The organism is Actinomadura sp. NBRC 104412 (assembly GCF_030269515.1).
Taxonomy (GTDB): Bacteria; Actinomycetota; Actinomycetes; order Streptosporangiales; family Streptosporangiaceae; genus Spirillospora.
In genome coordinates this window covers 244,726-267,581 of record NZ_BSTM01000006.1, presented here as the reverse complement: position 1 = coordinate 267,581, position 22,856 = coordinate 244,726, and the positions used below count along the sequence as shown (strand labels likewise).

18 protein-coding genes are annotated in these 22,856 nt (G+C 74.6%); 12 read left to right on the top strand and 6 right to left on the bottom strand.

The window, feature by feature from the left end; all coding sequences use genetic code 11:
* Positions 1-91: 91 nt before the first annotated feature.
* The 5 genes from QSK21_RS10840 (at position 92) to QSK21_RS10820 (ending at position 4,563) form a co-directional block, all read left to right on the top strand.
* The gene (locus tag QSK21_RS10840; protein WP_285695362.1) at positions 92-796 is read left to right on the top strand and encodes a maleylpyruvate isomerase family mycothiol-dependent enzyme; all 705 of its coding nucleotides are present in this window, start codon (positions 92-94) and stop codon (positions 794-796) included.
* 143 nt (positions 797-939) lie between these two features.
* Positions 940-2,409 (top strand): flavin-containing monooxygenase, encoded by a 1,470-nt coding sequence (locus QSK21_RS10835; protein WP_285695361.1) that lies wholly within the window; start codon positions 940-942, stop codon positions 2,407-2,409.
* A 23-nt stretch (positions 2,410-2,432) separates the two neighbouring features.
* Complete coding sequence (locus QSK21_RS10830; RefSeq protein WP_285695359.1) at positions 2,433-3,203, top strand: SDR family NAD(P)-dependent oxidoreductase; 771 nt, start codon at positions 2,433-2,435, stop codon at positions 3,201-3,203.
* 74 nt (positions 3,204-3,277) lie between these two features.
* Complete coding sequence (locus tag QSK21_RS10825) at positions 3,278-3,598, top strand: GroES family chaperonin (protein ID WP_285695358.1); 321 nt, start codon at positions 3,278-3,280, stop codon at positions 3,596-3,598.
* 173 nt (positions 3,599-3,771) lie between these two features.
* A complete protein-coding gene (locus QSK21_RS10820; RefSeq protein WP_285695356.1) occupies positions 3,772-4,563 on the top strand; it encodes an SAM-dependent methyltransferase in 792 nt (263 codons plus the stop codon).
* Between the two features lie 34 nt (positions 4,564-4,597).
* Here the strand turns inward: QSK21_RS10820 and QSK21_RS10815 are convergent, their stop codons facing one another.
* Together QSK21_RS10815 and QSK21_RS10810 are read right to left on the bottom strand one after the other, a co-directional pair.
* Positions 4,598-7,582 (bottom strand): AAA family ATPase, encoded by a 2,985-nt coding sequence (locus QSK21_RS10815; RefSeq protein WP_285695355.1) that lies wholly within the window; start codon positions 7,580-7,582, stop codon positions 4,598-4,600.
* Positions 7,579-8,709: an exonuclease SbcCD subunit D gene (locus QSK21_RS10810; protein WP_285695354.1), complete on the bottom strand. Its 1,131-nt coding sequence runs from the start codon at positions 8,707-8,709 to the stop codon at positions 7,579-7,581. Before QSK21_RS10810 ends, QSK21_RS10815 begins: the two co-directional genes overlap by 4 nt.
* Before the next feature lie 80 nt (positions 8,710-8,789).
* Here QSK21_RS10810 and QSK21_RS10805 point away from each other — a divergent pair, with 80 nt between their 5' ends.
* Positions 8,790-9,476: a RibD family protein gene (locus tag QSK21_RS10805; RefSeq protein ID WP_285695353.1), complete on the top strand. Its 687-nt coding sequence runs from the start codon at positions 8,790-8,792 to the stop codon at positions 9,474-9,476.
* Positions 9,469-9,948: a deaminase gene (locus QSK21_RS10800; RefSeq protein WP_285695351.1), complete on the top strand. Its 480-nt coding sequence runs from the start codon at positions 9,469-9,471 to the stop codon at positions 9,946-9,948. Before QSK21_RS10805 ends, QSK21_RS10800 begins: the two co-directional genes overlap by 8 nt.
* On the opposite strand, the gene QSK21_RS10795 is transcribed toward QSK21_RS10800, so the two are convergent.
* A complete protein-coding gene (locus QSK21_RS10795) occupies positions 9,896-10,519 on the bottom strand; it encodes a DsbA family protein (protein ID WP_502871539.1) in 624 nt (207 codons plus the stop codon). The genes QSK21_RS10800 and QSK21_RS10795 overlap by 53 nt on opposite strands.
* Before the next feature lie 118 nt (positions 10,520-10,637).
* Between QSK21_RS10795 and QSK21_RS10790 the strand changes: the two genes are divergently transcribed.
* Positions 10,638-12,077, top strand: a complete 1,440-nt coding sequence (locus QSK21_RS10790) for an aldehyde dehydrogenase (RefSeq protein ID WP_285695350.1) — start codon at positions 10,638-10,640, stop codon at positions 12,075-12,077.
* Between the two features lie 60 nt (positions 12,078-12,137).
* On the opposite strand, the gene QSK21_RS10785 is transcribed toward QSK21_RS10790, so the two are convergent.
* The 3 genes from QSK21_RS10785 to QSK21_RS10775 form a co-directional block, all read right to left on the bottom strand.
* Positions 12,138-13,082, bottom strand: coding sequence for an AMP-binding protein (locus tag QSK21_RS10785; protein WP_285695348.1), 945 nt, complete (start codon positions 13,080-13,082; stop codon positions 12,138-12,140).
* Between the two features lie 71 nt (positions 13,083-13,153).
* On the bottom strand, positions 13,154-14,431 hold the full coding sequence (locus QSK21_RS10780; protein ID WP_285695347.1) for an AMP-binding protein: 1,278 nt from the start codon (positions 14,429-14,431) through the stop codon (positions 13,154-13,156).
* A gap of 150 nt (positions 14,432-14,581) precedes the next feature.
* A complete protein-coding gene (locus QSK21_RS10775) occupies positions 14,582-17,068 on the bottom strand; it encodes a helix-turn-helix transcriptional regulator (protein WP_285695346.1) in 2,487 nt (828 codons plus the stop codon).
* A 202-nt stretch (positions 17,069-17,270) separates the two neighbouring features.
* Here QSK21_RS10775 and QSK21_RS10770 point away from each other — a divergent pair, with 202 nt between their 5' ends.
* Genes QSK21_RS10770 through QSK21_RS10755 form a run of 4 tightly spaced genes read left to right on the top strand, consistent with a single transcriptional unit; the run spans position 17,271 to position 22,846 of the window.
* Entirely contained in the window at positions 17,271-18,563 is a 1,293-nt protein-coding gene (locus tag QSK21_RS10770) for a hypothetical protein (protein WP_285695345.1), read from the top strand.
* Positions 18,560-19,084 carry a hypothetical protein gene (locus tag QSK21_RS10765; protein ID WP_285695343.1) on the top strand — a complete coding sequence of 175 codons (525 nt, stop codon included), beginning with the start codon at positions 18,560-18,562 and terminating at the stop codon, positions 19,082-19,084. The genes QSK21_RS10770 and QSK21_RS10765 overlap by 4 nt, the downstream gene beginning before the upstream one ends.
* Positions 19,077-19,742, top strand: a complete 666-nt coding sequence (locus QSK21_RS10760; protein ID WP_285695341.1) for a hypothetical protein — start codon at positions 19,077-19,079, stop codon at positions 19,740-19,742. The genes QSK21_RS10765 and QSK21_RS10760 overlap by 8 nt, the downstream gene beginning before the upstream one ends.
* Positions 19,739-22,846: a chromosome partitioning protein ParA gene (locus tag QSK21_RS10755; RefSeq protein ID WP_285695340.1), complete on the top strand. Its 3,108-nt coding sequence runs from the start codon at positions 19,739-19,741 to the stop codon at positions 22,844-22,846. Before QSK21_RS10760 ends, QSK21_RS10755 begins: the two co-directional genes overlap by 4 nt.
* Positions 22,847-22,856: the final 10 nt, after the last annotated feature.

The window sequence follows — 22,856 nt, the reverse complement described above, 5'->3', positions numbered from 1 at the left end:
GCGCCGCGCCATAGAGGTCACGCCCAAGCCGCTCCGCCGGTTGACACGCGGGCGGGTTCCGCGGCGGCCGGAACCGGGCAGTGCTACCCGCATGGACGCCGACATCCTCCGGGGCCTCGACCCCTTCGCCATCCTCGACGCGGAGGCCGCGCGGCTCGACGCGTACTTCGACGGGCTCACCGGGCCCGACTGGGATCATCCGTCGCGCGCCGAGGGCTGGTCGGTACGGGACGTGCTGGCCCATCTCGCCGGGGAGGAGCTCTACAACCACGCCTGCCTGAACGACGATCTCGACGGCCTGGCCGCCCTGCTCGCGGAGCAGGGGATCGGCGGGGTCGACGGGTTCAACGAGTGGTGCGTCCGGGAGCGGCGCGACATTCCCGTCGAGACGGTGCTGGAGGAATGGCGCCGCAAGAGCGGCGAGACCCGCCGCCGGATGCGCGCGCTCGGCGCCGACGCCACCCTCCCCACGCTGGCCGGGCCGTACCCGGTCGGCCTCCAGACCTTCCACTACTGCTCGGAGTACGCCACGCACGCCGACGACGTGAACGTCCCGGTCCGGCCCGGGGAGGAGCCGGGACGCACGGCGTGGCGGTCCAGAGTGGGCCTCTTCGCCCTGGACGAGCGGGACGCGCCCGTCCGGGCCGAGGAGATCGCGGGCGGCTTCCGGGTGGAGCTGGACGGCCGGGCCGCCGAGCTGTCCTCGGCGGACTTCGTGGACGCCACGACCGGCAGGCTCGCGCCCGATCACACGCTGGACCCGGACCTGCGCGCCGCCCTGGTCGTCCTGGCCTGAGGGCCGTCGCCGGGCTTCTCCACCCGGCGGCCGCGCTCATCGGGCACCGGCCCGGCGTCTTCCGGTTGAGCCGAGGGGTGTTCAGGGGCGAAGTGTCCACTTACCCTCGGGAGGGACCACGAGAACGATGTTCGGGACGGCTCATGGACTCCGCGCACGACGCAGTGATCATCGGCTCCGGCTTCGGCGGCATCGGCATGGCGATCCAGCTCGGCCGGGCCGGGTTCCAGGACGTGGCCGTGCTGGAGAAGGCCGACGGGCTGGGCGGTACCTGGCGCGACAACACCTACCCCGGGTCGGCCTGCGACATCCCGTCGCATCTGTACTCGTTCTCGTTCGAGCCCAAGACCGACTGGACCCGGCGGTTCCCTCCGCAGGAGGAGATCCTCGACTACCTGTGGTCCTGCGCGCGCAAGCACGGTGTGCTGCCCAAGGTGCGGTTCGGCACGGAGGTGACCGAGGCACGCTTCGACGAGGACGCGGCGCTGTGGCGGATCTCCACCAGCGGCGGCGACACGCTGACCGCCCGCGTCCTGGTGTCGGCCTGCGGGCAGCTCAACCGGCCCGCCCTGCCGTCGATCCCGGGCCGCGACGCGTTCGAGGGGACGGCGTTCCACTCCGCCCGCTGGGACCATGACGCCGACCTGACCGGCAGGCGCGTCGCGGTGATCGGCACCGGCGCCAGCGCCATCCAGATCATCCCGGAGCTCGCCGGGCGCGCCGGACGGCTCACCGTCTTCCAGCGGTCGGCCCCGTACGTGATCGACAAGCCCGACCGCCCGTACAGGGGCTGGGAGAAGGCGCTGTTCAAGGCGGTGCCCGGGCTGTACGAGCTGAACCGCGCCCGCATCTACGCCAGCTTCGAGTCGCGGGCGCTGGGCTTCATCAAGTACCCCAGGCTCATGAAGCTCATCGAGCGCCGGTTCCGCGCCAACCTCGACAAGCAGATCACCGACCCGCGGCTGCGCGCGGCGCTGCAACCCGACTACCCGATGGGGTGCAAGCGGATCCTGCTGTCCAGCGTCTACTACCCGGCTCTGACCAGGGACGACGTGGAGCTGGTCACCGAGCCGATCGAGTGTGTCACCCCGGGCGGCATCCGCACCCGCGACGGCCGGGAGCGCCCCCAGGACGTGATCGTGTACGCGACCGGGTTCGCCACCAGCGACTTCCTGGCCCCGATGAAGATCGTCGGGCGGGACGGGCGCGAGCTGAACGAGGAGTGGCGGGACGGCGCGCTGGCGCACCTGGGCATCGTGGTCAGCGGCTTCCCCAACCTGTTCCTGCTGTACGGGCCGTACACCAACCTCGGCCACAACTCGATCATCTACATGCTGGAGTCGCAGTTCCGGTACGTGGTCGGGTGCGTGCGGGCGCTGCGCGACGCCGGGCTCGACTGGATCGACGTGCGTCCCGACGTGCAGGACGCGTTCGGCCGGGAGATGCGTGAGCGGATGCGCGCCACGGTGTGGACGTCCGGGTGCGAGAGCTGGTACATGACCGAGGACGGCACGGTGGTGAACAACTGGCCGGGGTTCACCTTCGCCTACCGCCGCGCCACCCGCCGTCCCGACCCGCGCCACTTCGTGGTGCGTCGTACTACCACGAGGTAGGCGAGGGTCCTAGGCTCGGTCCCATGCCGACCGCTCTCATCACCGGAGCCACTGCGGGGATCGGTGCCGCGTTCGCGCGCCGGCTCGCCTCCGACGGGTTCGACCTGGTCCTGCTCGCCCGCGACAAGGTGCGCCTGGAGAACACCGCGCGCGAGCTGCACGAGACGTATGCGGTGCGCACCGAGGTCCTGGTCGCCGACCTGGCCACCGACGAGGGGCTGGCCGCCGCCGAGGACCGCTGCCGCGCGGGCCTGGACCTGCTGGTCAACAACGCCGGCTTCGGCAACAAGGGGCTGTGGCTCGACGTCCCGCTCGCCGACGAGCTGGCCCTGCTGAGGGTGCACTGCGAGGCCGTGCTGAGGCTGACCCACGCCGTCCTGCCGGGGATGCTGGAGCGCGGCAGGGGCGGCGTCATCAACGTCTCGTCGATGTCGGCGTACGCCGTGCGCGGCACCTACGGCGCCGGCAAGGCGTGGGTGATCAAGTTCAGCCAGGGCGTGCGGCACGACCTCGCCCGGCGGCCCGGCGCGGGCAGGGTGCGGGTGATGGCGCTGGCGCCGGGGTTCGTGCGCACCGAGTTCCACGAGCGGGCCGGGATGGACACCTCCGGCATCCCCGACTTCCTGTGGCTGGACGCGGACGAGGTGGCCGCGACGGCGCTGCGCGACCTGCGGCGCGGTGTCCCGGTGAGCATCCCGGGCGCGCAGTACAAGGCGCTCGCGAGCCTGTCCCGGCTGGTCCCGGCCCGGGTCACCGAACGGATCGGCTCCCGTGCCGGGCGGAGCTACGACTGACCCGCCCGCCGCCCGGCCCGCATCGCGGATGCGTGGGCCGCCGTCCGCCCCCACGGGCGGATAACATGCACAGCGTGTCCGATCCGAAGTTCGAAGTGCAGATGCTCCACGATCGCGTCATGATCAAGGTTGAGAAGGAGGCCACGGAGCGCCGCAGCAGCGGCGGCATCGTCATCCCCGCCACGGTCGAGCAGTCGAACCGGCTGGTCTGGGGCGAGGTCTGCGGCGTCGGGCACCACGCGCGCACCGTCAAGGTCGGCGACCGGGTGCTGTTCCATCCGGAGGACCAGTACGAGGTCGAGATCCAGGGTGAGAACTACCTGGTCATGCGCGAGCGCGACCTGCACGCCATCGCCAGCGAACGTCCCGAGCACGGCACCGGCCTCTACCTGTAGGCGCCGCGACCCCCGGCTCCGATTCCTCAGTGCGGAAAATCGCGCCGCTGAGTGATCGTCCGGCTGCCAAGAGCGATCATGCTGGGTTAAGCTGGCCGTCCCTTCGCGGCCCTGCTGACCACCGCGCCTCCCCGCGGCGCGGCTGGGCGGGCCGAACTCCCCGGGGGACATCCATGACCGATCGATACCGGTACGGCCTCAGCCTCGGCAGGCCGACCAGCACCCGCATCCTGAACTACGCCTCGGGCGGCAAGGACAACTACAGCTGCGACCGGGCGACCGCCATGCTGCTCCTGACCGCGCTCCCCGCCCTGTACCGGCTGCCCGGTGAGATCTTCAGGTTCAAGAGACGCGCCGTGCGGTTCATGCTGGCCCAGGGCGTCCGGCAGTTCATCGACGTCGGCTGCGGCCTGCCGGGCAGGATCAACGTCCACGAGATCGTGCACCGCGCCGACCCCGCCGCGCCCGTCGTGTACGTCGACGCCGACCCGATGGCCGTGGTGCACTACCGGGCGCTCGTCCACGGCGAGCCGAACACGGTCGCGGTGGACGCGGATCCCCGCGACCCCCGCTCCGTCCTGGAGCACCCCGAGGTGACCGGGACGATCGACTTCGACCGGCCGGTGGGCGTGCTCATGATCATGATGCTGGCGCAGATCAGGGACGAGGCGGACCCGGAGGGCGTGGTCCGCGCCTTCCGCGACGCCATGGCCCCCGGCGGGCTGCTGGCGCTGTGCGAGCTCACCGACGAGGCCATGACCGACGAGGAACGGCTGCTCTGCGCCGACCTGCTGCGCCAGGTGGAGCTGGTGGCCGAGTTCCGGCCCCGGCAGCGGATCGCGGGCTTCCTGGACGGGCTGGAGCCGGTCGAGCCCGGCCTGGTCGCCGCGCCGGAGTGGCGTCCCGACCGTCCGTACGAGCCGCCGTGCGGGCTGGCGCTGGCCGCCGTCGCCCGCAGACCTTGACGCGGCGGCGGACCCGCGAGCGAGGGCGGCGGGATCAGTGGGCGATGGCGGTCACCGATCCGCCGCGGGTCTTGGTGACGCGCAGCCGGACGGGGATCCGGGAGCGCAGTTCGGCGACGTGGCTGACGATGCCGACGGCCCGGCCGCCGTCGCGCAGCCCGTCCAGCACGTCCATCACCTCGTCGAGGGTCTGCTCGTCCAGGGTGCCGAAGCCCTCGTCCACGAACAGCGTGTTGATCTCGGTGCCGCCGGCCTCGGCGGTGACCACCCCGGCCAGGCCGAGCGCCAGTGCCAGCGAGGTGACGAACGACTCGCCGCCCGACAGCGTGACCGGGTCGCGGCGGCATCCCGTCCAGCGGTCCAGGACGCGCAGGCCGAGCCCGCCCGCGCCCTTGCCGCGGTCGCCCGCCGCCCGGTCGGTGGTGTGCTCCAGCGCGTACCGGCCGGACGACATCCGGTCCAGGCGCTCGTTGGCCGCGGCGACGACCTGTTCGAGCCGTGCGGCCAGGACGTAGGCCGACAGGGACATCCCGCGCCGGTTGTCGGCGGACTTGCCCGAGGCCAGGCCCGCAAGCCGCGCCGCCACGCGGTGCCGCTCCGCGGCCGGGCGCCACTCCCGTACCGCCCCGGACAGCTCGCGGCGCAGCTCGGCCAGGCGGTCGCCACGGCGGCGGGCGCGTTCGGCGGCGGACGCCACGGCGGTGTGCCGCGCCTCCGCGACCGCCAGCGCCGACTCCAGCGCGGGCAGGTCCGGGGCGGGCGCCTCGGCCGCGGCCTTGAGCGCCGGATCGGCGAGGAGCGACCTGACCGCCGCCTCCTGGTCGTCGAAGCGGCGGATCCGGTCGCGCAGCGCGGCCTGCTCCTCGTCGTCGAGCGCGGACTCCGCCGCCTCGTCCGGGTCGCGGAAGCCCTGGTTCCTGGCGGCGGCCCTGGCCTCGGCGCGGGCGGCGGACAGTTCGGCGGAGGCGGTGTCGGCGTCCCGCAGCGCCCGGGCCGCCTCGGCGAGCGCGTCCGCCTCGCGGCCGAGCCGCCGCATCCGGGCCTCGATGGACGGGTCGTCGCCGCGCGCCTCGTCCAGCTCGGACTCCAGGCGTGCCTGTTCGGCGGCCAGTTCGCTATCGCTCGCCGCGTTGGCGGCCAGGGAACGGGCGATCTCGTCGCGCTCGTCACGGGCCCGCTCCAGCTCCCGTTCCGCGTCGTGCAGCGCGGCCTCGAGCCGTCCGACCTCGTCCTCGGCGGCGAGGGCATCCGCCAGCGCGCGCTCCGCCTCCTCGACCTCGGCGGCCAGCTCGCCCAGCGGCGCCTCGCCGACGGCTTCGAGCTTGGCGTCCAGGTCGGCGCGCACCGACTCGACCCTCCTGCCGGTCTCCTCGCGCAGCTCTTGCGCCTGCTCCCACTCCACCCTGGCGCGTTCCTCGTCGTCCTCGCCGGGGACGACGCCGAGGGCCGGCGCGGGCGAGGGGTGATCGGGCGATCCGCAGACCAGGCAGGGCTCGCCGTCCACCAGGTCCTGGGCGAGCGTGGCGGCCATGCCTTCCAGCCGCGCCTGCCGCAGCTCCTGGAACCGGTCGCGCGCCGCCTGCGCCGCGTCCACGGCCTGCCGGTGCGCGTCCTCCGCCTCGGCGAGGCCGCCGTGCAGCTCGTCTCGGCGCTGCGCGAGGCCGAGCCGCGTCCGGGCCTGCTCGACCGCCGCCTGCGCTCCGGGACGGGACGCGGCGGCGAGGGTGGCGGCCTCGTAGGCGGCCCGCTGCTCGTCCACCACGGCGGGAAGGTCCTCCAGGGTCGCGGCGGCCCGCGCCTCCCGCTGCTCCAGAGCCTCGCGTTCCGTGGTGAGCCGGCCGCGCTGGGCGGTCACGTCCGCCAGCCTGCGGGCGGAGGCGCGCCTGCCGTCCAGCGCGGCGATGTCGTCGCGGCGCGCCCGCTCGGCCTTGGCCAGCACGTCTTCGGCGGCGTTCGGCCCGGCCAGCGCGGCGACCCGCGACCTGGCCAGGTCGGCGGCGTTGTGCGCCGCCTTGGCACGGTGCGCCCGGTCACGCAGGTTGCGGACGAGGGGCAGCACACGGTCGGCGCGCGCCGCCGCGTCCAGCCGGGACGTGAGCCGGGCACGTTCCTCGGCGCTCTCCAGCAGGGCGTCCCGGCGGCGCAACGCCTCGGCGTGCCGACGCTGGGCGTCCGCGAGCACACGCGCCTCGTCCAGTGCCTCACGCCTGGCCGTGAGCTCCTCGGCGGCCCGTGCCCGCACCTCCTCGGCCGAGGCGAGGATCGCTGCGTGCTGGCCCGCCAGCTCGGCCGCCCACGCGGGCAGCGCCTCGACGTCCCCGGCGTCCACGGTGTCCCCGCCGGGCCGCCGGTCGCCGGTGGTCTCGGCGATCCGGTCGGCGAGGGACACCGCCGCGGCCCGCAGCGCGTCCGCGTCCCGTCCGGTGGCGGCGCGCCGTTCGGCCAGCCACTTCTCCACCTGCGTGAACACCTCGGCGGCGAAAAGCCGCTCCAGCACCTTGCGGCGCTCGTCGGCGCCCGCGCGCAGGAAGCTCGCGAACTCGCCCTGCGGCAGCATCGCCACCTGGCAGAACTGCGTGGCCGTCATCCCCAGCAGCCGCCCGACCTGATCGCTCACCTCGTCGATCCGGTTCGACCAGGGCGTCCACGCCCCGTCCCGGAACTCCTCCAGAAGCGCCGTGGCGTGCTGCCGGGTCGTTCCGGTGCCGCGCCGCTTGGGACGCTCCCACTCGGGTGAGCGTGAGATACGGAGCCGCCGTCCCCTGATCGTGGTCTCCAGGACGACCCGGGGCTCGACGTCGGCGGCTGCGTGGTCGCTGCGCAGGCCCTTCACCGCGCCGCGCGCCCCCGGAACCCTGCCGTACAGCGCGAAGCAGACGGCGTCGAGCACGCTGGTCTTGCCCGCGCCCGTCTCGCCATGGACGAGGAACAGGCCCGCCTCGGAGAGCACGTCGAAGTCGATCTCCTCGGTGCCGGCGAACGGCCCGAACGCGCTGATTCTCAGCCGGTGCAGCCTCATAGGCGGGCGTCCTTGCCCCGGCACGCCTCGAACGCCTCGTACAGCAGCGCGCGCTCGTCCTCGGACGGCGGCGCCTCCCCCATCTCGGCCACGAAGTCCCCCGCGATGTCCAGCTCCGAGCGTTCCCTGACCCGCTCGGACCAGGTGCGCGCGCTCTCGTCCTCCGGCCCTTCGGGCTCGAAGCCGAGCACGAGGGTGTGCGGGAACCGCCGGCGAAGCCGCTCCATCGCCCCCGCCGGACGGCGCGGATCGGTCAGCGTGACCTGCAACCAGCGGTCCTCGTACGTCTCGTACCGGGGATCGGTCAGCAGCTCATCGATCCGCCCCCGCACCCGCGCCACGCGCCGCGGCACGGGCGACTCCACGAACTCCGCCGCGACCCCGTCCGCACGCAGGTCGACCAGCCACGACCCCTTGACGTGGTGCTCCTCGGAGAACGAGTAGGCCAGCGGCGAGCCGGAGTAGCGCACCCTCTGGGTCATCCGCTGCCGCCCGTGCAGATGACCCAGCGCCACGTAGTCGGCTCCGTCGAACACCGACACCGGCACGTTCGCGGCCCCGCCCACGGAGATGTCGCGCTCGCTGTCGCTGGCCTCTCCCCCGGTGACGAACGCGTGCGCCATCACCACCGTCCGCAGGCCGCGCCGCGCGTCCATGTCCGCCCGGACCCGCCGCATGGCCTCGCCGAGCGCCGCCGCGTGGCTCCGCTCGTCCAGCTTCCACGGCTCCCGCACCAGCTCCGGCTCCAAGTAGGGGATCCCGTAGATCGCGGTGTCCCCGACGATGATCGGCTCCCCGACCCGCCCGGGGTCGGTCCTGACGTGCACGCCGGACCCGTCCATGAGCTGCGACCCGAACCCGAGCCGCCGCACCGAGTCGTGGTTCCCCGCGATCAGCACCACCCGGGTCAGCTCGCCGAGCCGTACCAGCGCCTCGTCGCACAGCGCCACCGCGTCCAGCGAGGGCAGCGCGCGGTCGTACACATCCCCGGAGACCAGCACGCAGTCGACCCGCTCCGCGCGCACGGTCTCGACCAGATGGTCGATGAAGCCCGCCTGGGCCGCCATCAGGTCCTCCCGGTGAAAGGATCTGCCGAGGTGCCAGTCGGAGGTGTGGAGGAGTCGCATATCGGGGCAACCATAGGCACCACCCCCGTCACATCCGGCGCAGAAACGCCGCTTGACCCGCCATTTGGAAGACTGTGAGAGTGAGCCAACGTCCTTATGTGCTGCTGAGCTGCGCGATGTCGGTGGACGGATACATCGACGACGCGAGCCCCGAGCGGTTGCGGTTGTCCAGTGCGGCGGATTTCGATCGGGTGGACGGGGTGCGCGCGGCCTGCGACGCGATTCTGGTCGGGGCCGGGACGATCCGGGCGGACGACCCCAAGCTGCTGGTCAAGTCGGCGGCGCGGCGCAAGCGGCGGGTGGAGCGGGGGATGCCCCCCGACCTGGTCAAGGTGACGATCAGCGCGAGCGGCGACCTGGACCCGGACGCGCGGTTCTTCACCACCGGGGACTCGCCCAAGCTCGTCTACGCGCCGCCGGGCGTGGTCCCGGGGCTGGCGGAACGCCTCGGCGACCGGGCGGAGGTGGTGGACGCCGGTGATCCGCCGGACCTGGCCGCGATGCTGGCCGATCTGGAGAAGCGGGGTGTGCGGCGGCTGATGGTCGAGGGCGGCGGGACGATCCACACCCGGTTCCTCACTGCGGGGCTGGCGGATGAGTTGCAGCTCGTGGTCGCACCGTTCTTCATCGGGGACCCGTCCGCGCCGCGGTTCGTGGGACCCGGGGTGTTCCCGCAGTCGCCCGAGCGGCCGATGCGGCTGGCCGAGGCGACGCGGATCGGCGACCTGGTGCTGCTGCGCTACCTGCTCGGCGGCACGCGTGGATGATCTGGACTGGCTGCGGCTGGCCTGCGAGCTGGCCCGGCTCTGCCCGCGGTCGTCCACCGCGTTCTCGGTCGGCGCCGTCATCGTGGGCGCGGACGGCACCGAGATCGCCCGGGGGTACTCGCGCGAGGACGATCCGCTGGACCACGCCGAGGAGTCGGCGCTCGCCAAGGCGAACGGGACGGACCTGGCCGGGGCGACGATCTACAGTTCGCTGGAGCCCTGCGGGGAGCGCAGCTCCCATCCCGTGCCCTGCGCCGACCTCATCGTCGGCGCGGGGATCGGGCGGGTGGTGTTCGCCTGGCGGGAGCCGTCGGTGTTCGTGAACGCGTCCGGCGCCGAACGGCTCGCCGCGCACGGTGTCGAGGTGGTGGAGCTCGCGGAGCTGGCCGACCTGGCGCGCAAGCCGAACGCGCACCTGCTCAGCCGAGGCCGGGACCGGGATCGGGATCGGGGGGCGCCGGGGGGCCCTTGATCTCGTGGAAGCCGGGGACGCCGGCGACCATGAGCGTGCCGTCCCAGAGGCGCCCGGCCTCCTCGCCGCGCGGGACGCGGGAGACGACGGGGCCGAAGAAGGCGACGCGCCGGCCGTCCTCCCGGGTCACCTCGATGATCGGGGTGCCGACGTGGGTGCCGACCTTGGCGATGCCCTCCTCGTGGGAGGCGCGCACGGCGCCGTCGTACTCGTCGGTGAGCGCGGCGGCGGCCAGGGAGGCGGGCAGCCCCGCGTCGGCGAGGGCGTCCTCGACCACGCCCGGCCGCCAGTCGCGGGCCTCCTGGACGCGGGTGCCGAACGCGGTGTAGTAGCGGCCGAGCGCCTCCTGGCCGTGCCGTACGGCGATGGCGGCGCAGATCCGGACGGGCAGCCACAGGTAGCCCTCGGGGTCGCCCTCCGGGTCGTCGTCGCGGTGCTCGTTCAGGACGGCGAGGCTCATCACGTGCCAGCGGATTGCGATCGGGCGGACCCGCGCGGCCTCCAGCAGCCACCGCGAGGTGATCCAGGTGTAGGGGCAGGACGGGTCGAACCAGATGTCGGCGGTCTGCACCAGGCAAGGATGACATCGCGGGGCGGCCGTGCGATGCTGTGCCGAACGCCACCAAGCAAGCATTCGGTTACTCCGGCGCACCGTGCCGGGTGCCCGTCGCGCGAGGAGGAAGGGCGGCATGCGGGAGCACGATCGGCTGTTCATCGGAGGCGAGTGGACCGCACCGGCGGGGACCGGCACGATCGAGGTCCTCTCCCCGCACACCGAGGAGGTCGTCGGGCGGGTCCCCGACGGCACGCCCGCCGACATCGACGCCGCCGTGGCCGCGGCCCGCCGGGCGTTCGACCACGGCCCCTGGCCCCACATGTCCCCGGCCGAGCGCGCGGAGATCCTGGGACGGCTGTCGGCGCTGTACGCCGAGCGGCAGCAGTCGATGGCCGACCTGGTGACCGAGGAGATGGGCTCGCCCATCATGTTCTCGATCTTCGGGCAGGCCGCCATCCCGCAGATGGTGCTCCAGTACTACGTGGACCTGGCCGCGACCTTCACCTGGGAGGAGGAGCGGCCCGGGATGCTCGGCCCGGTGACCGTGACGCGGGAGCCGGTCGGCGTGGTCGCCGCGATCTACCCGTGGAACGTCCCGCAGTTCACGCTCATGCTGAAGCTGGCCCCCGCGCTGATCGCCGGATGCACGGTGGTCGCCAAGCCGTCCCCCGAGGCCCCACTGGACGCCTACCTGCTCGCCGAGTGGATCCAGGAGGCGGGACTGCCCGAGGGCGTGGTCAACATCGTCCCCGCGGGCCGCGAGACCGGCGCCTACCTGGTCGAGCACCCGGACATCGACAAGGTCGCCTTCACCGGCTCCACCGCCGCGGGACGCGCGATCGGCGCCGCCTGCGGGGCCCGGCTGCGCCCGGTCACGCTGGAGCTGGGCGGCAAGTCCGCGGCGATCATCCTGGAGGACGCCGACCTGGCGGCCACCATCGAGGGCTTCAAGCTGGCCTCGCTGATGAACAACGGGGAGGCGTGCGCCGCGCAGACCCGCATCCTCGCGCCCCGCTCCCGGTACGAGGAGGTCGCGGACGCGCTGGCCGCCATGGTGTCCGGGCTGAACGTGGGCGACCCCGCCGACTACGGCACCGAGATCGGCCCGCTGGTGGCCCGGCGCCAGCAGGAGCGGGTGGAGAACTACATCCGCATCGGCCAGGACGAGGGCGCCAAGCTCATCACCGGCGGCCTGGACCGGCCACTGGACCGCGGCTGGTACGTCAAGCCCACCGTGTTCGGCGACGTCCGCAACGACATGCGGATCGCCCGCGAGGAGATCTTCGGCCCGGTGCTGGCGCTGCTGCCCTACGAGGACGAGGAGGACGCGATCGCGATCGCCAACGACAGCGAGTACGGCCTCGGCGGTTCGGTGTGGACCGCCGACGTCGACCACGGTGTCGAGGTGGCGCGCCGGATCCGCACCGGAAGCTGCGGCGTCAACCTCTACACCCTCGACCCCAACACCCCGTTCGGCGGCTACAAGAACAGCGGCGTGGGACGCGAGCTGGGCCCGGAGGGGCTGCTGCCCTACCTGGAGCACAAGTCGATCCCGCGGCCCGCGCAGGCGTGACCCCGGCGCCGTCCACGCCAGCAACCAGGCCAGCGATCAGGCCAGAAATCAGGCCGGGAGTCAGACCAGAAACGTGACCGTCCAGCCGAGCCGTGCGCGGCAGGTCCGGACCACGTCGGGATCGGCCGCGCCGGTGACGAGCAGCCGCACCTCGCGCCCGGTCGCGAGCGGCTCCGGCCGGAACGCCAGCGCCCGCAGCTTCGTGGGCGTGACCACGGCCAGGTCGGCGCGGTGGGTCTCGATCGCGGCGAGCAGGGAGAGCAGGTCGCGGTCGGGGACCCCGGCGAACGTCGCGCCCTGCGTGAGGCACAGGTCCATCAGCCCGAACCAGGTGGGCGGCGTGCACTCCTCGGGGCAGCACGCCACCACGTCGCCGTCCGCGATCCCGGCGGCGGCGCCGAGCCGGTAGAGGTCGGCGAGCCGGTCGGCGTGGGTGAGCTCCTCGGGCGGGTCGCACAGCCGCAGCGCCGCGTCCCGCAGCGGGTCCAGGCCGGCGGCCAGGGACGCGGGGTCCGGCCCCTCCCGGTCGTCCACGAGGCGGGCGAACGGGGTGGCGCCCGGCAGGTCGCCGAACGCGAAGACCTGGCGGATGTAGGTGCGCTCGGTGGCGGTCAGCGCCAGCACCGCCTCCTCGCCCGAGCCGGTCAGCAGGAACCGCGCCTCGCACTCGTTCATGAGCCGCGCCAGCTCGATCGCGGAGGCGTGCGCGGGCAGCGGCGCGGGCACGGCGCCGGCGGCGGCGGCCGCGTGGACGGCCAGCGCCGCGTCGCACGGGTCCGCGAGATGGACGGCGACCACGTCCCCCATGCGCACCCCGTGGCGGGCCATACCGGCCGCGGCGGCGGGGACGACCACGGCGAAACGCGAGAAGCCGACCTGGCGGCCGGAACCGATCAGTGCGGGACGGCCGGGGTGGCGGACCGCGTTGCGGCGCGCCGCGTCCAGCACGGTCGCGGTGACCGTGGCGCTGGGGACGACCGCCGGACCCGAGCTTGCGTCGACCATGCGCCGACGGTAGGCGCGGCGCGCCCGCGGCCACATCCGAAGAATTGTGTAGAAGCGTGTGTAGCCGTGCCTCATCGCGGGTCTCGACCGGGACGCCGGGAACGTCCCTCGCCCAGGCGGCCGAGGATGTACGCACGCCCGTGCTCGTCGCGGAAGGCCGCGTCACCGGTGCGCAGCCATCTCGCGCGGGCACGCCCCGCGGTGCCGGTGGCGGGGATGCGTACGCACATCTCGCCCGGCTGGTACGAGGGCTGGTCGCGGCCGGTGGCGGCGTCCACGATCCGCCACTCCACGCCCGGCAGACCCGGGCCGACCGAGTCCAGCGTGCCCTCTTCGGCGGGACGCCGGTTGAGATGGGTGATCCCGGCCGTCTCCGTCAGGCCGTACGCCTGCCGTACCGCGCAGCGGAGACGGACGGCGCAGGCGCGCGCGACCTCGGCGTTCAGCGGGCCGCCCACCGACACCACGGAGCGGAGGGCGTGCAGGCGGTAGCCGGAGACCGCGCGGTCGTAGGCGAAGGTCTCCACGGTGCGGGGCGGGACGAGCACGACCGTGACGCCGTGCCGCTCCATGGCGCGCATCAGCTCGCGGCGGCCCGCGGCGGGGCTGGCCACGACGGTCGCGCCCAGCCGCAGCGCCGGGTTCAGCACGCCGTTGAGCCCGAGCGCGCCGCTGAACGGCAGCGCGGACAGCACGATGTCGCGCGGGCCGATCATCCCGGCGGCGGCGACCCTGACCAGCCCCGCGACCAGTTCCGCGTGGCCCAGCGCGACGACGCGGGCGGGCGCCGCCGTCCCGCGCGTGCAGGCCAGCATCGCCGGGGCGGTCTCCAGGTCGGCGACGGCGCCCGCGAGCGGCACCGCGGCCGGCTCGTGCGCCAGCAGCGCGCCGAACGGCTCGGCGTCGGGTTCCTCGCCGAAGCAGAACAGCCGGTCGACGCCGGTGGGCCCGGCCGCCTCCCGCGCGATGTCCAGCAGCACCGGCCAGGTGATCAGAGCCCGGGCGGCGCCCGCCCGCAGCAGCCGCGTCAGCTCCGCCGCCGACAGCGTCGCGCGCAGCGGCAGCGGCACGGCGCCCGCGGCCATGACGGCGTGCGTCGCCACGGCGAACTCCGGGCTGTCGGGCAGGTGGACGCCCACCACGGTGCCGGGTGCCACGCCCTGTGCGGCAAGCCCGGCCGCGGCGGCGCCCACGTCCTTGACCAGCCCGGCGTAGGTGAGCACGCGCCCGGAGGTCGCGTCCACCACGGCGGGCCTTCCAGGGTCGGCGCCCGCACCGATGACCGCCTCGGTCACCGTGACCGCAGGGAAGACCGCGAGCGGATCCGCACCGCCACTTCTGGTGTCCATGCCCCGACGCTAGGTAAAGAGCGGGCGCCCGCACATGCTTCGAAGTTGGGATACGTGTTCGTATCCGGTGACGGTCAGGTGGCGGTCGCGGTGAGTACACCATGCGTACACAGCCGCGGGAGCGAGCCGAAGGGCCGGAAGGCGGGCGTGCTAGGAGGGCGGGGGGTCGCCGCCGAGGTGGTCGACCGCCCAGGCGGCAACCTGGGCGCGGGAGCCGAAGCCCAGCTTGGTCAGGATGTTGGTGACGTGCCGCGCCACCGTCGCCGGGCTGATCACCAGTTCCTCGGCGATGCCGCGGTTGCTCAGCCCGCGCGCGACGAGCAGCGCGATCTCCCGTTCGCGTGCGGTGAGCGCGCCGGGCGGGGTGACGGGCGCGGCCACGGACGCGCCCGCCCGCGCTCCCGGTTCGGGACGTGGGGCGGGGACGGCGCCGGTGAGCGACCCCACCTCCGCGGGCTCGCCGTCGTCCGGCGCCCGGAGCGCACGGTCGACGGCCTCGTCCGGCAACGCCGCTCTGCCCTCGCCCCACAACTGCGCGACCAGCGGCTCGCCCAGCTTGCGGCGGATGGGCTCCAGCGTCCGCTCGAACCGGGCGCCGGTGCCGGGCCCGCGGCCCGCTGCGTCCCGCAGCGCCGCGGCGGCACCGCCGAGGAAGACCGCGCGCCGGTGGTCGCCCTCGCGCGCGACCAGCTCGGCGAAGGTGTCCAGCGCCCGCGCCACGTCCAGGCGGATCCCGGTGGAACTGCTCAGCCGCAGGCTCTCGGTCAGCGCCTCGCGCGCCGCCGCCGGCTCGTCCTGGTCGAGCGCGACCCGGCCCAGCCCGGCGAGGGCCCGCGCGATCTCCGGGCGCGCCCCGATCTCCCGCAGGATCGGCAGCGCCTCGATGTAGCGGGCGCGGGCCGCGGGGCCGTCGCCGCGCGACTCGGCGAGCCTTCCCAGCCCGATCAGCGCGTGCGAGGCGCCCCAGAGCTGGCCGATGTCCCGCATGATCGACAGCCCGGTCTCCAGGGACTCCCTGGCCTCCCGCAGCCTGCCCTGGCGGATCCGCAGGTAGCCGCGCGCGATCGAGGCGTACGCACGGTTCCACTCCTGGCCGGGTCCGCCGGCGATCGCGTCGGCCTCGTCGAGGCTGGCAGCGGCCTGCTCGTGGCGGCCCGCCCTGGTGTGCGCCTCCGCCAGCGTGATCAGCGCGATCGCCGTCATGAACTCGTCCCCCGCCGCGCGGCACGGCGCCAGCGCCGCCTCGGCGAACTCCCCCGCCTGGACGACGTCGCGGCCGCCCACGGCGATCTGCGCGCGCCCCGCCAGCCCGGGACCGCGGACGTACGACGGCAGGTCGTCCGCCCGCGCCAGGAACCGGTCGGTCCACTCGGCCCACTCCGCGGCCTGCCCCCGCACGATCCAGTACGTGCGCAGCGCGGTGCAGATGCGCAGGCCCCGCTCGATGTCCCCGCTCTCCAGACAGAAGGTCAGGGCGCCCAGCACGTTGCCGAGCTCGGCGTCGTACCGGCGGAACAGGTCGACCCGCTCCGCCCAGGACGCCGGCCGCTCGGCGATGGCGATCTCGCCGTGCAGCTCGGCACGTTCCAGCAGCGCGTTCCGGTGCAGCACGCGCATCCGCGTGCTCTCGCCCGCCGCCTCCAGCCGCTCGGTCGCGTACTGCCGGATCGTGTCCAGCATCCGGAACCTGACCTCCCCGGCCACCTCCCCGCCGGTCACGACGAGCGACTTGTCCACCAGCGCCGTGAGCAGGTCGAGGACGTCGTCGGCCGCGAAGGCGTCGCCCGCGCAGACCTGCTCGGCCTGCTCCAGCGTCCAGCCGGAGAACACCGACAGCCGGCGCAGCAGCACCCGTTCCTGCTCGGAGAGCAGCTCGTGGCTCCAGTCGATGGCCGCGCGCAGCGTCCGCTGCCTGGGCGGGGCGGTGCGGTCGCCCGCGTTCAGCAGCCGGAACCGGTCGGCCAGGCGGTGCGCGATCTGCTCCACCGACAGCACCCGCACCCTGGCCGCCGCCAGCTCCAGGGCCAGCGGCACCCCGTCCAGCGCCCGCCCGATCTCCTCGACCGCGCCGCCGCCGCCGAAGCCGGGACGGGCGGCGCGCGCCCGTTCCACGAACAGCCGCGCCGCCTCCGCGGGTTCCAGCGGCGGCACCCGGAACACGACCTCCCCCGCCATCCGCAGCGGCTCGCGGCTGGTGGCCAGGACCCGCAGGCGCGGGCAGCGCGCCAGTAGCATGCCGGTCAGCGCGGCGCAGTCGGCGACCAGATGCTCGCAGTTGTCCAGGATGAGCAGCAGCGCCCGGCCGCGCAGCGCGTCGGCCAGCGTGTCGGGCACCGGCCGCCCGTCCTCCTCGGCCACCCCCAGCACCGCGGCCACCCGCCGCGCCACCAGGTCGGACGGCCCGCCGGGCGGCAGGTCGGCCAGCTCCACGAACCACACGCCGTCGGCGCCGTCCCCGTCGGGGTCCTCGGGCCGGAGCAGCGACCGCGCGACCCGCACGGCCAGGCGCGTCTTCCCGATGCCGCCCGCGCCGACCAGCGTCACCGCCCGCATGGTCTCCAGGAGGGAGCCCAGGTCTCCGACATCCCTCTCGCGTCCTATGAACGGGTTGGGCTCGACGGGCAGGTTGGTCTTCACTGCGTCACGGTTGCTCTTTAGCGTTGTCATGCGCCCACAAGTGTCGTTTCCCGGCCGGTGACCTCCCGTGTGGTCCCTGTGAGTGTGTCACCGGTGCGTGTGGATCGTCACGGGTTTGACTGGTGCGGGCCACCGTGCCCGCCCGGCGGTCTGACACGCCCGATTCCACGTCGGGCGGCTCGGGGCCGTACCGTAGTTCGCCGTGTCCCGAACCCACGACCGCTCTTCGGGCGACGGCCCGGGGGCCTGGGGGTCCGCCCCCAGGAAAGACGCAGGCGCCGGTGCCGCCAGCCTGGACGACGTGCTGGTCGGCGAGGCCGTGCTGGGCGTCTACCGGCAGATGTTCGCGGCGCTGGCCCGCGACAGCGGCGCCGTCGTGGACGACCCCGAGCTGGTGGACGTCGCGGAGACGCTGCTGGCCGCGTTCGCCGACGCGGGCGAGGAGGGGCTGAGCCGCGAGCAGATGCGGTACGTGTGCCGCCGCTACCCGGCCGAGGTGTTCGAGAACCGGCTGCGCGTGCTCAAGGGCCTCGGGGCCGTCCGCGAGGTGTTCCCCAAGCCCAACCAGCTCCGGTACCGCGCCTCGTTCACCAGCGTGGTCGGGCTGATGTTCATCCGGCGGATGATGCTGGACGGCGGGCAGAGCGAGATGCACCGGCTGCTGGCGCTGGAGCAGCTCAACGTGGCCGACCCGCGGATGACCGCCGGGCAGGCGCGGGCCGGTGCCGAGGGGCTGGCGCGTGCGTTCCGGCTGTGGAGCGTGGAGCTGCTCACCCTCACCAACGGGACGATCGAGGAGCTTCGGGAGCAGGCGCCCAAGCTGTGGGGCACCGAGGAGATCCTGACCCGCGCGGAACGCCTGCACGGGGCGATCCTGCGGCGCTGGCCGGAGCTGGACCGGGCCTGCACCGACCTGCGCGCCGCGATCTACGCCTACGGGGACGCCTCGCGCCGGGCGGCGGCCCGGCTGTCGGAGTCGGCGGGCACCACCCGCAACCTGACCCTGCTGCCGCCCGAGACCTGGCGGACGTTCGCCCGTACCGCCACCCGCGAGGAACTGGCCGCGGTGCTCGACGGGTTCGTGTTCGACGCGGCCGCCCCGTGGCACGAGCCCTCGGCGGTGGTCGCGGCGGTCGAGGACGGCCCGCGCAGCACGCCCCCGCGTCCCGCGCCGCCCCGGCCGTCCCTGCCCGACCAGGGGCTGTCGGACGACCTCGGCCAGGACTCCACGGCGGCCGAGCGGCTCCGTGAGGTCGCCGAACAGGTGTTGCGCGGCCGGGACCGCGTCGCCGTGGAGGAGGTCCTGGACCGGGACTGGGTGGCGGCGCGGAGGCTGCTCGCCGACCTGTCGTCCGCGCACCTGCATCCCGAGCTGCCCTACCGGCTGGTGTGGTCGGAGGGGCTGGACGCCCGTCCCGGCGAGGCCCCGAGCTGGGTGACCCCCGGCGCCTTCGAGAGGACGGACGGTGCCTTCGAGGGGACGGACGCGGGATGAGCGTCGATCCGGAGACGCTGGCCCGTGCGCGGGCCCGCGTGCTGGGCGTGCCGTCCGTCCCGGTGGCGGAGCCGGTGCCCGCCGGGATGGCCGGGGCCTCGGACGGGGAACGGGTGTGGCTGCTGCCGTCCTGGCCCGACGGGACGACCCCGGCGCTGCTGGAGGAGTACGAGGTCGCGCCGATGCCGCTGGACCGCGCCGGGCAGGCGCGGCGGGTGCTGGCGGCGGCGCTGCGCTGCTGCTGGACCCGGCTGGACGACGCCCCATGGCCCGGGGAGACGGCGGCCGTGGCGTCCGTCCTGGAGGTGTACGAGGGCATGTCTCGCGGGGACCCGGAGCTGGCCCGCCGCTGGGCGACCGGGGAGCTGCGCCGCCTGGCCGACACCGGCTGGCTGTTGCTGGACGAGCCCGCCGGGACGGTCCGCCCCGGCCCGCGCGTCGCCCTGTGGCGTGAGGAGACTTTGGCCTCCCTGCGCGACCTTCTCCGCCGCCTCCCACGGCCGGAGGCCGCGGGTGGGTGAGGCGTTCGAGCCGCTGCTCCGGTCGTACGACGAGAAGCGGCGCGCGGAGCTGGTCGCGGCGTACATGGCGGTGGAGCACGCGGCGGAGCCGGTCGCGGAGGTGCGGTTCGCGGCCCTGCGCGAGCCGGCGCTGCGGCGCACGCTGGAGGAGATGCTGCGGCGGGGCGGCCGGACGCTGGTGCGCGCGGGCCGGTCCGGCGAACCGGCGTGGATCTCCGGCTACCGGGACGACGTGACCGCCGAGCTGGCGTCCGACCCGGAGTGCGTGCCTCCGGTCGCGGACAGGGCCGCGCTGGTGCTGGTGCTGATCCACAGCGTGGCGATCCCGCGCGCGGCGGGGCGGCTGGCCGACGACTCGTGGCTGTCGCCGTACCCGGTGCCGCTGGAGGAGCTGCGGCGCCGCTCGCAGCTCCCGGTCGGCGAGCTGGAGGCGTCGCTGCGCAGGCTGCGGACGGCCGGGCTGGTGACGCAGGTGAGGGCGGACGGGGACGACGCGGGCGGGTTCACGCCGGGGCCGCAGTTCCACCGGCTCACGCCCGCGGCGCGCCGCAGGTTGCAGGAGGAGCTGATCCTGGCCGCGGGGCCGGGCTCGCCGCTGGCCGCGGCGATCCGCGCCCGCCGCAAAGGCCGGGCGAACGATCGGGGGGAGAGCTCGTGACGGCCGTTCTGGAGCCGGAACCGCTGGTGCCCGACGCCGCGACCGCGCGGACGGGCCCCGGGGAGAACGTCGTCGGCGACCGGACGCTGATCGCGGTGCAGGCGGTGAACATCTCGCGGCTGTCGACCCATCCGGTGCCGACCGTCCCGGGGACGCTGATCGTCGTGGCCGGGCAGGGACCCAAGGACTCCAACGGCGCGGGCAAGTCGTCGTTCATCGCGGCGATCACGGCGCTGCTGGGGGACGAGCAGTGGCGGTTCGCGTCCGGGGCGCGGGCGGTCGCGGAGCTGCTGTTCAACGCCGAGCTCGCGGCGCAGGGCGACAGCCGGTGGGCCAGCGCCGAGCACGGCTACATCGTCGGGGTCTTCGACCACGCGGACGGGACCGGCAGCGATCCGCTGACAGTATGGCTGCGCGTGAACGTGGACGCGCCGCACCTCGAGGTCCGGTGGCGCGCAGGCGTCCACCTGGCGGCGGCGCCGTCGGAGGCGGAACGGGTGGCGCTGGCCGACCGGCTGTGGGCGGGACTGCCGCGCGGCGCGGGCCGCCGCGACGTGGTCGCCAAGGACCTCGGCCGCGTCCTGTACGGGGGCCGGGTGCGGTGCGTGTCGTTCCTGTCCACGTCGGTGCGGTCCAAGGTGGCCACCAACCTGCTGTCGCAGCCGCTGAACGAGATCAGCCCGGAGCGGATCTTCTCGGCGATCGCCGCGCTGACCGGGCTCGACCGGGAGCTGGAGGCCGAGCGGACGTCCCGCGCCGAGGAGCACAGGGAACGGGCGCGGGCCGCCGAGGCCGCCGAGAGGCTGTCGGGGTGGGAGCGCGAGGCCGAGGCGCTGCTGGCGGCGTTCGACCGGCGCGACCGCGCCCGGGACGAGGTCGCGGCGGCCACGCGGTGCTGGCGTACCCGGCAGGCGCGGCTGCTGGTGGACGCCGCCGCGGCCGACGCCGCGCACGCGGCCGAGCTGGACCGGCTCCGGCGGGAGAACGAGGAGATCGTCGCGGCCGTGCGGGCCGCCGAGCGGGAGATCGACCAGTTGACCGGCGGCGCGCTGGAGGAGCGGCTCGCGGAGGCGGACGCGGCGCTGGCCGACCTCAAGGGCCAGGCCGACACGCTCGGCGCGGACAAGGCCGTGGCGCGCAACCGGCTGGAGGAGCTGCGCCGCCAGGTCTCGGCCCTGGAGGACAGGTTGCGCGAGGCGGACGGCCGGGACGCCGCCACCGCGGCCCGCGAGTTCGCCGAGGCCGAGGCCCGCAGGGACGAGGCGCAGCAGCGGTTCGGCATGGCCAAGGGCGCGGTCGACCGGGCCCGGCGGGCGCTGGCCGAGGCGGAGGCGGGCGAGAGCAGCGCGCCGGAGCAGATCCGTGCCCTGGCGGGCGCGGGCATCGCCGCGGTCGGCCTGCTGGACGCCGTGGAACTGGCCGACGAGGTGCGGGACCGCTGGGAGGCGGCGCTGTGGCCGTACCGGGCCGCCGTGGTCGTCGGCCCGGACGATCTCGACTCCGCGGCCGAGGCGCTGCGCGCGCTGCCCGGTTCGATGATCGTCCCGGCCGACGCGGGGCTCGACGTCCGGCAGACCGCGGAGACGCCCGGTCATCCGGACGGTGTCCGCTGCGTCCTCCCCTTGACCCGTTTCCTCTCCGCCCTCGAAGGCGGCACCGGCACGGGCGTCGTCGTCATCGGGGGCTTTCCCGAGCCGGTCACCGGACGGGTCGCCCGCGTCCAGGCCGCGCGCGCCGCGCTGGAGGCCGCGCGGCACTCCCTGGCCGAGGCGGAGGAGCGTGCGGACGACGCCGCCGCGGACGTGGCCCTGGCCGCCCGCCGCCTCGACGCGGCCCGCGCGGTGGACGAGCTGGCATCCGTACGGGAGCGGATGGCCGAGCTGCGCGAAAGGCTGGAGGACCTCGCGGGCAGCGAGGCACGCCTGGGGCCGCGGCTGGGAGCGGCGGAGCAGACGCTACGGCGGCTCCAGGCCAAGGCCGACACCCGGGCCCTGGAGATCGACCGGCTGCGCGCCCGGCGCGAGGCGCACGAGCGCGACCGCGACCGCGTCCGGGCGGCGTCCGCCGACCTGGCCGACAAGCGCGCCGCGCTCGGCCTCGACGACCTGGAGAAGCGGTGGGGCGGGTCGCGCGAGAGCGCCGCCGAATGGCTGGCCTCCCTCGACGCCGACGAGAGCACCTGGACACCGGACGAGTGGTGGCACAGCGCGGAGAAGCACCTCTCCGAGGCCCTGCGCCGCGTCTTCCCCGACGGAGAGGTGGGTTCGGGCGGCGTCATGAGCGAAGACGAGGACATGCCCGAGGAGATCCGCTTCCTGCTGCGCGAGCGCGCCGACGGCGGGGGACGCCGTACCGAACGGGAGCAGGCCACCTTCCCCCGCCTGGTGACGGCGCTGGAGGGCTACCTGCGGCAGCAGGAGGACTACGAGCGCCACCAGCGGCGCCAGATCGAGGTGCAGCTCGCGGCCCGCCGCGCCGACCTGGAGAAGGCCCAGAAGGGCGCCGAGGAGGCGGCGGGCGCGGCCGAGGCGCATCGCACCGCGCTGACCGCCGCGATCCGGGCCCGGCTCCAGCGCGTCGCCGAGGAGTTCGAAAAGCTCGACGTCACCTACGGCGGGTACGGGGCGACGCTAGAGTTCCCCACCCCCGAACCACCCGGCGACCCCGAGCAGGAGTGGCGCTGGAAGGTCACCCCGAAATGGCGTCGTTCCGAGGGCCAGCGGTACGTCCCGTACAACCGGAGGGCCAACACCGCGCTGATGGACGAGAAGGCGGTCAAGCTGGTGTGCGCCGCCGCGCTGGCCAGCTCCGGCGGCGGACGGCTGGTCCTCGTCCTGGACGAGCTGGGCCGCAACCTGGGCAAGGAGCACCGCAAGGAGGCCGTCGCCCTCTTCCGCAAGATCGGCGAGACGCACGGCATCACGGTGATCGGCGCGCTGCAGGACGACATGGAGCCGTACGCGATCGACGCGTGCGGCCAGTACGTGAAGCTGCGCCGGTCGTCCGACGCCATGCCCTACAACGAGCCCCCGGTCGTGGTCGGCCACGACGAGCACGAGTCCCGGGTCCGTCTCCTGGCCGCCCAGCTCACCGCCGGTGAGTGAACCTGTGCGT

Bases quoted from the DNA above. Each gene is read 5' to 3' on its own strand.
- QSK21_RS10840 (WP_285695362.1), top strand. From the start codon at position 92: ATGGACGCCGACATCCTCCGGGGCCTCGACCCCTTCGCCATCCTCGAC.
- QSK21_RS10835 (WP_285695361.1), top strand. From the start codon at position 940: ATGGACTCCGCGCACGACGCAGTGATCATCGGCTCCGGCTTCGGCGGC.
- QSK21_RS10830 (WP_285695359.1), top strand. From the start codon at position 2,433: ATGCCGACCGCTCTCATCACCGGAGCCACTGCGGGGATCGGTGCCGCG.
- QSK21_RS10820 (WP_285695356.1), top strand. From the start codon at position 3,772: ATGACCGATCGATACCGGTACGGCCTCAGCCTCGGCAGGCCGACCAGC.
- QSK21_RS10815 (WP_285695355.1), bottom strand. From the start codon at position 7,582: ATGAGGCTGCACCGGCTGAGAATCAGCGCGTTCGGGCCGTTCGCCGGC.
- QSK21_RS10810 (WP_285695354.1), bottom strand. From the start codon at position 8,709: ATGCGACTCCTCCACACCTCCGACTGGCACCTCGGCAGATCCTTTCAC.
- QSK21_RS10790 (WP_285695350.1), top strand. From the start codon at position 10,638: ATGCGGGAGCACGATCGGCTGTTCATCGGAGGCGAGTGGACCGCACCG.
- QSK21_RS10785 (WP_285695348.1), bottom strand. From the start codon at position 13,082: ATGGTCGACGCAAGCTCGGGTCCGGCGGTCGTCCCCAGCGCCACGGTC.
- QSK21_RS10780 (WP_285695347.1), bottom strand. From the start codon at position 14,431: ATGGACACCAGAAGTGGCGGTGCGGATCCGCTCGCGGTCTTCCCTGCG.
- QSK21_RS10765 (WP_285695343.1), top strand. From the start codon at position 18,560: ATGAGCGTCGATCCGGAGACGCTGGCCCGTGCGCGGGCCCGCGTGCTG.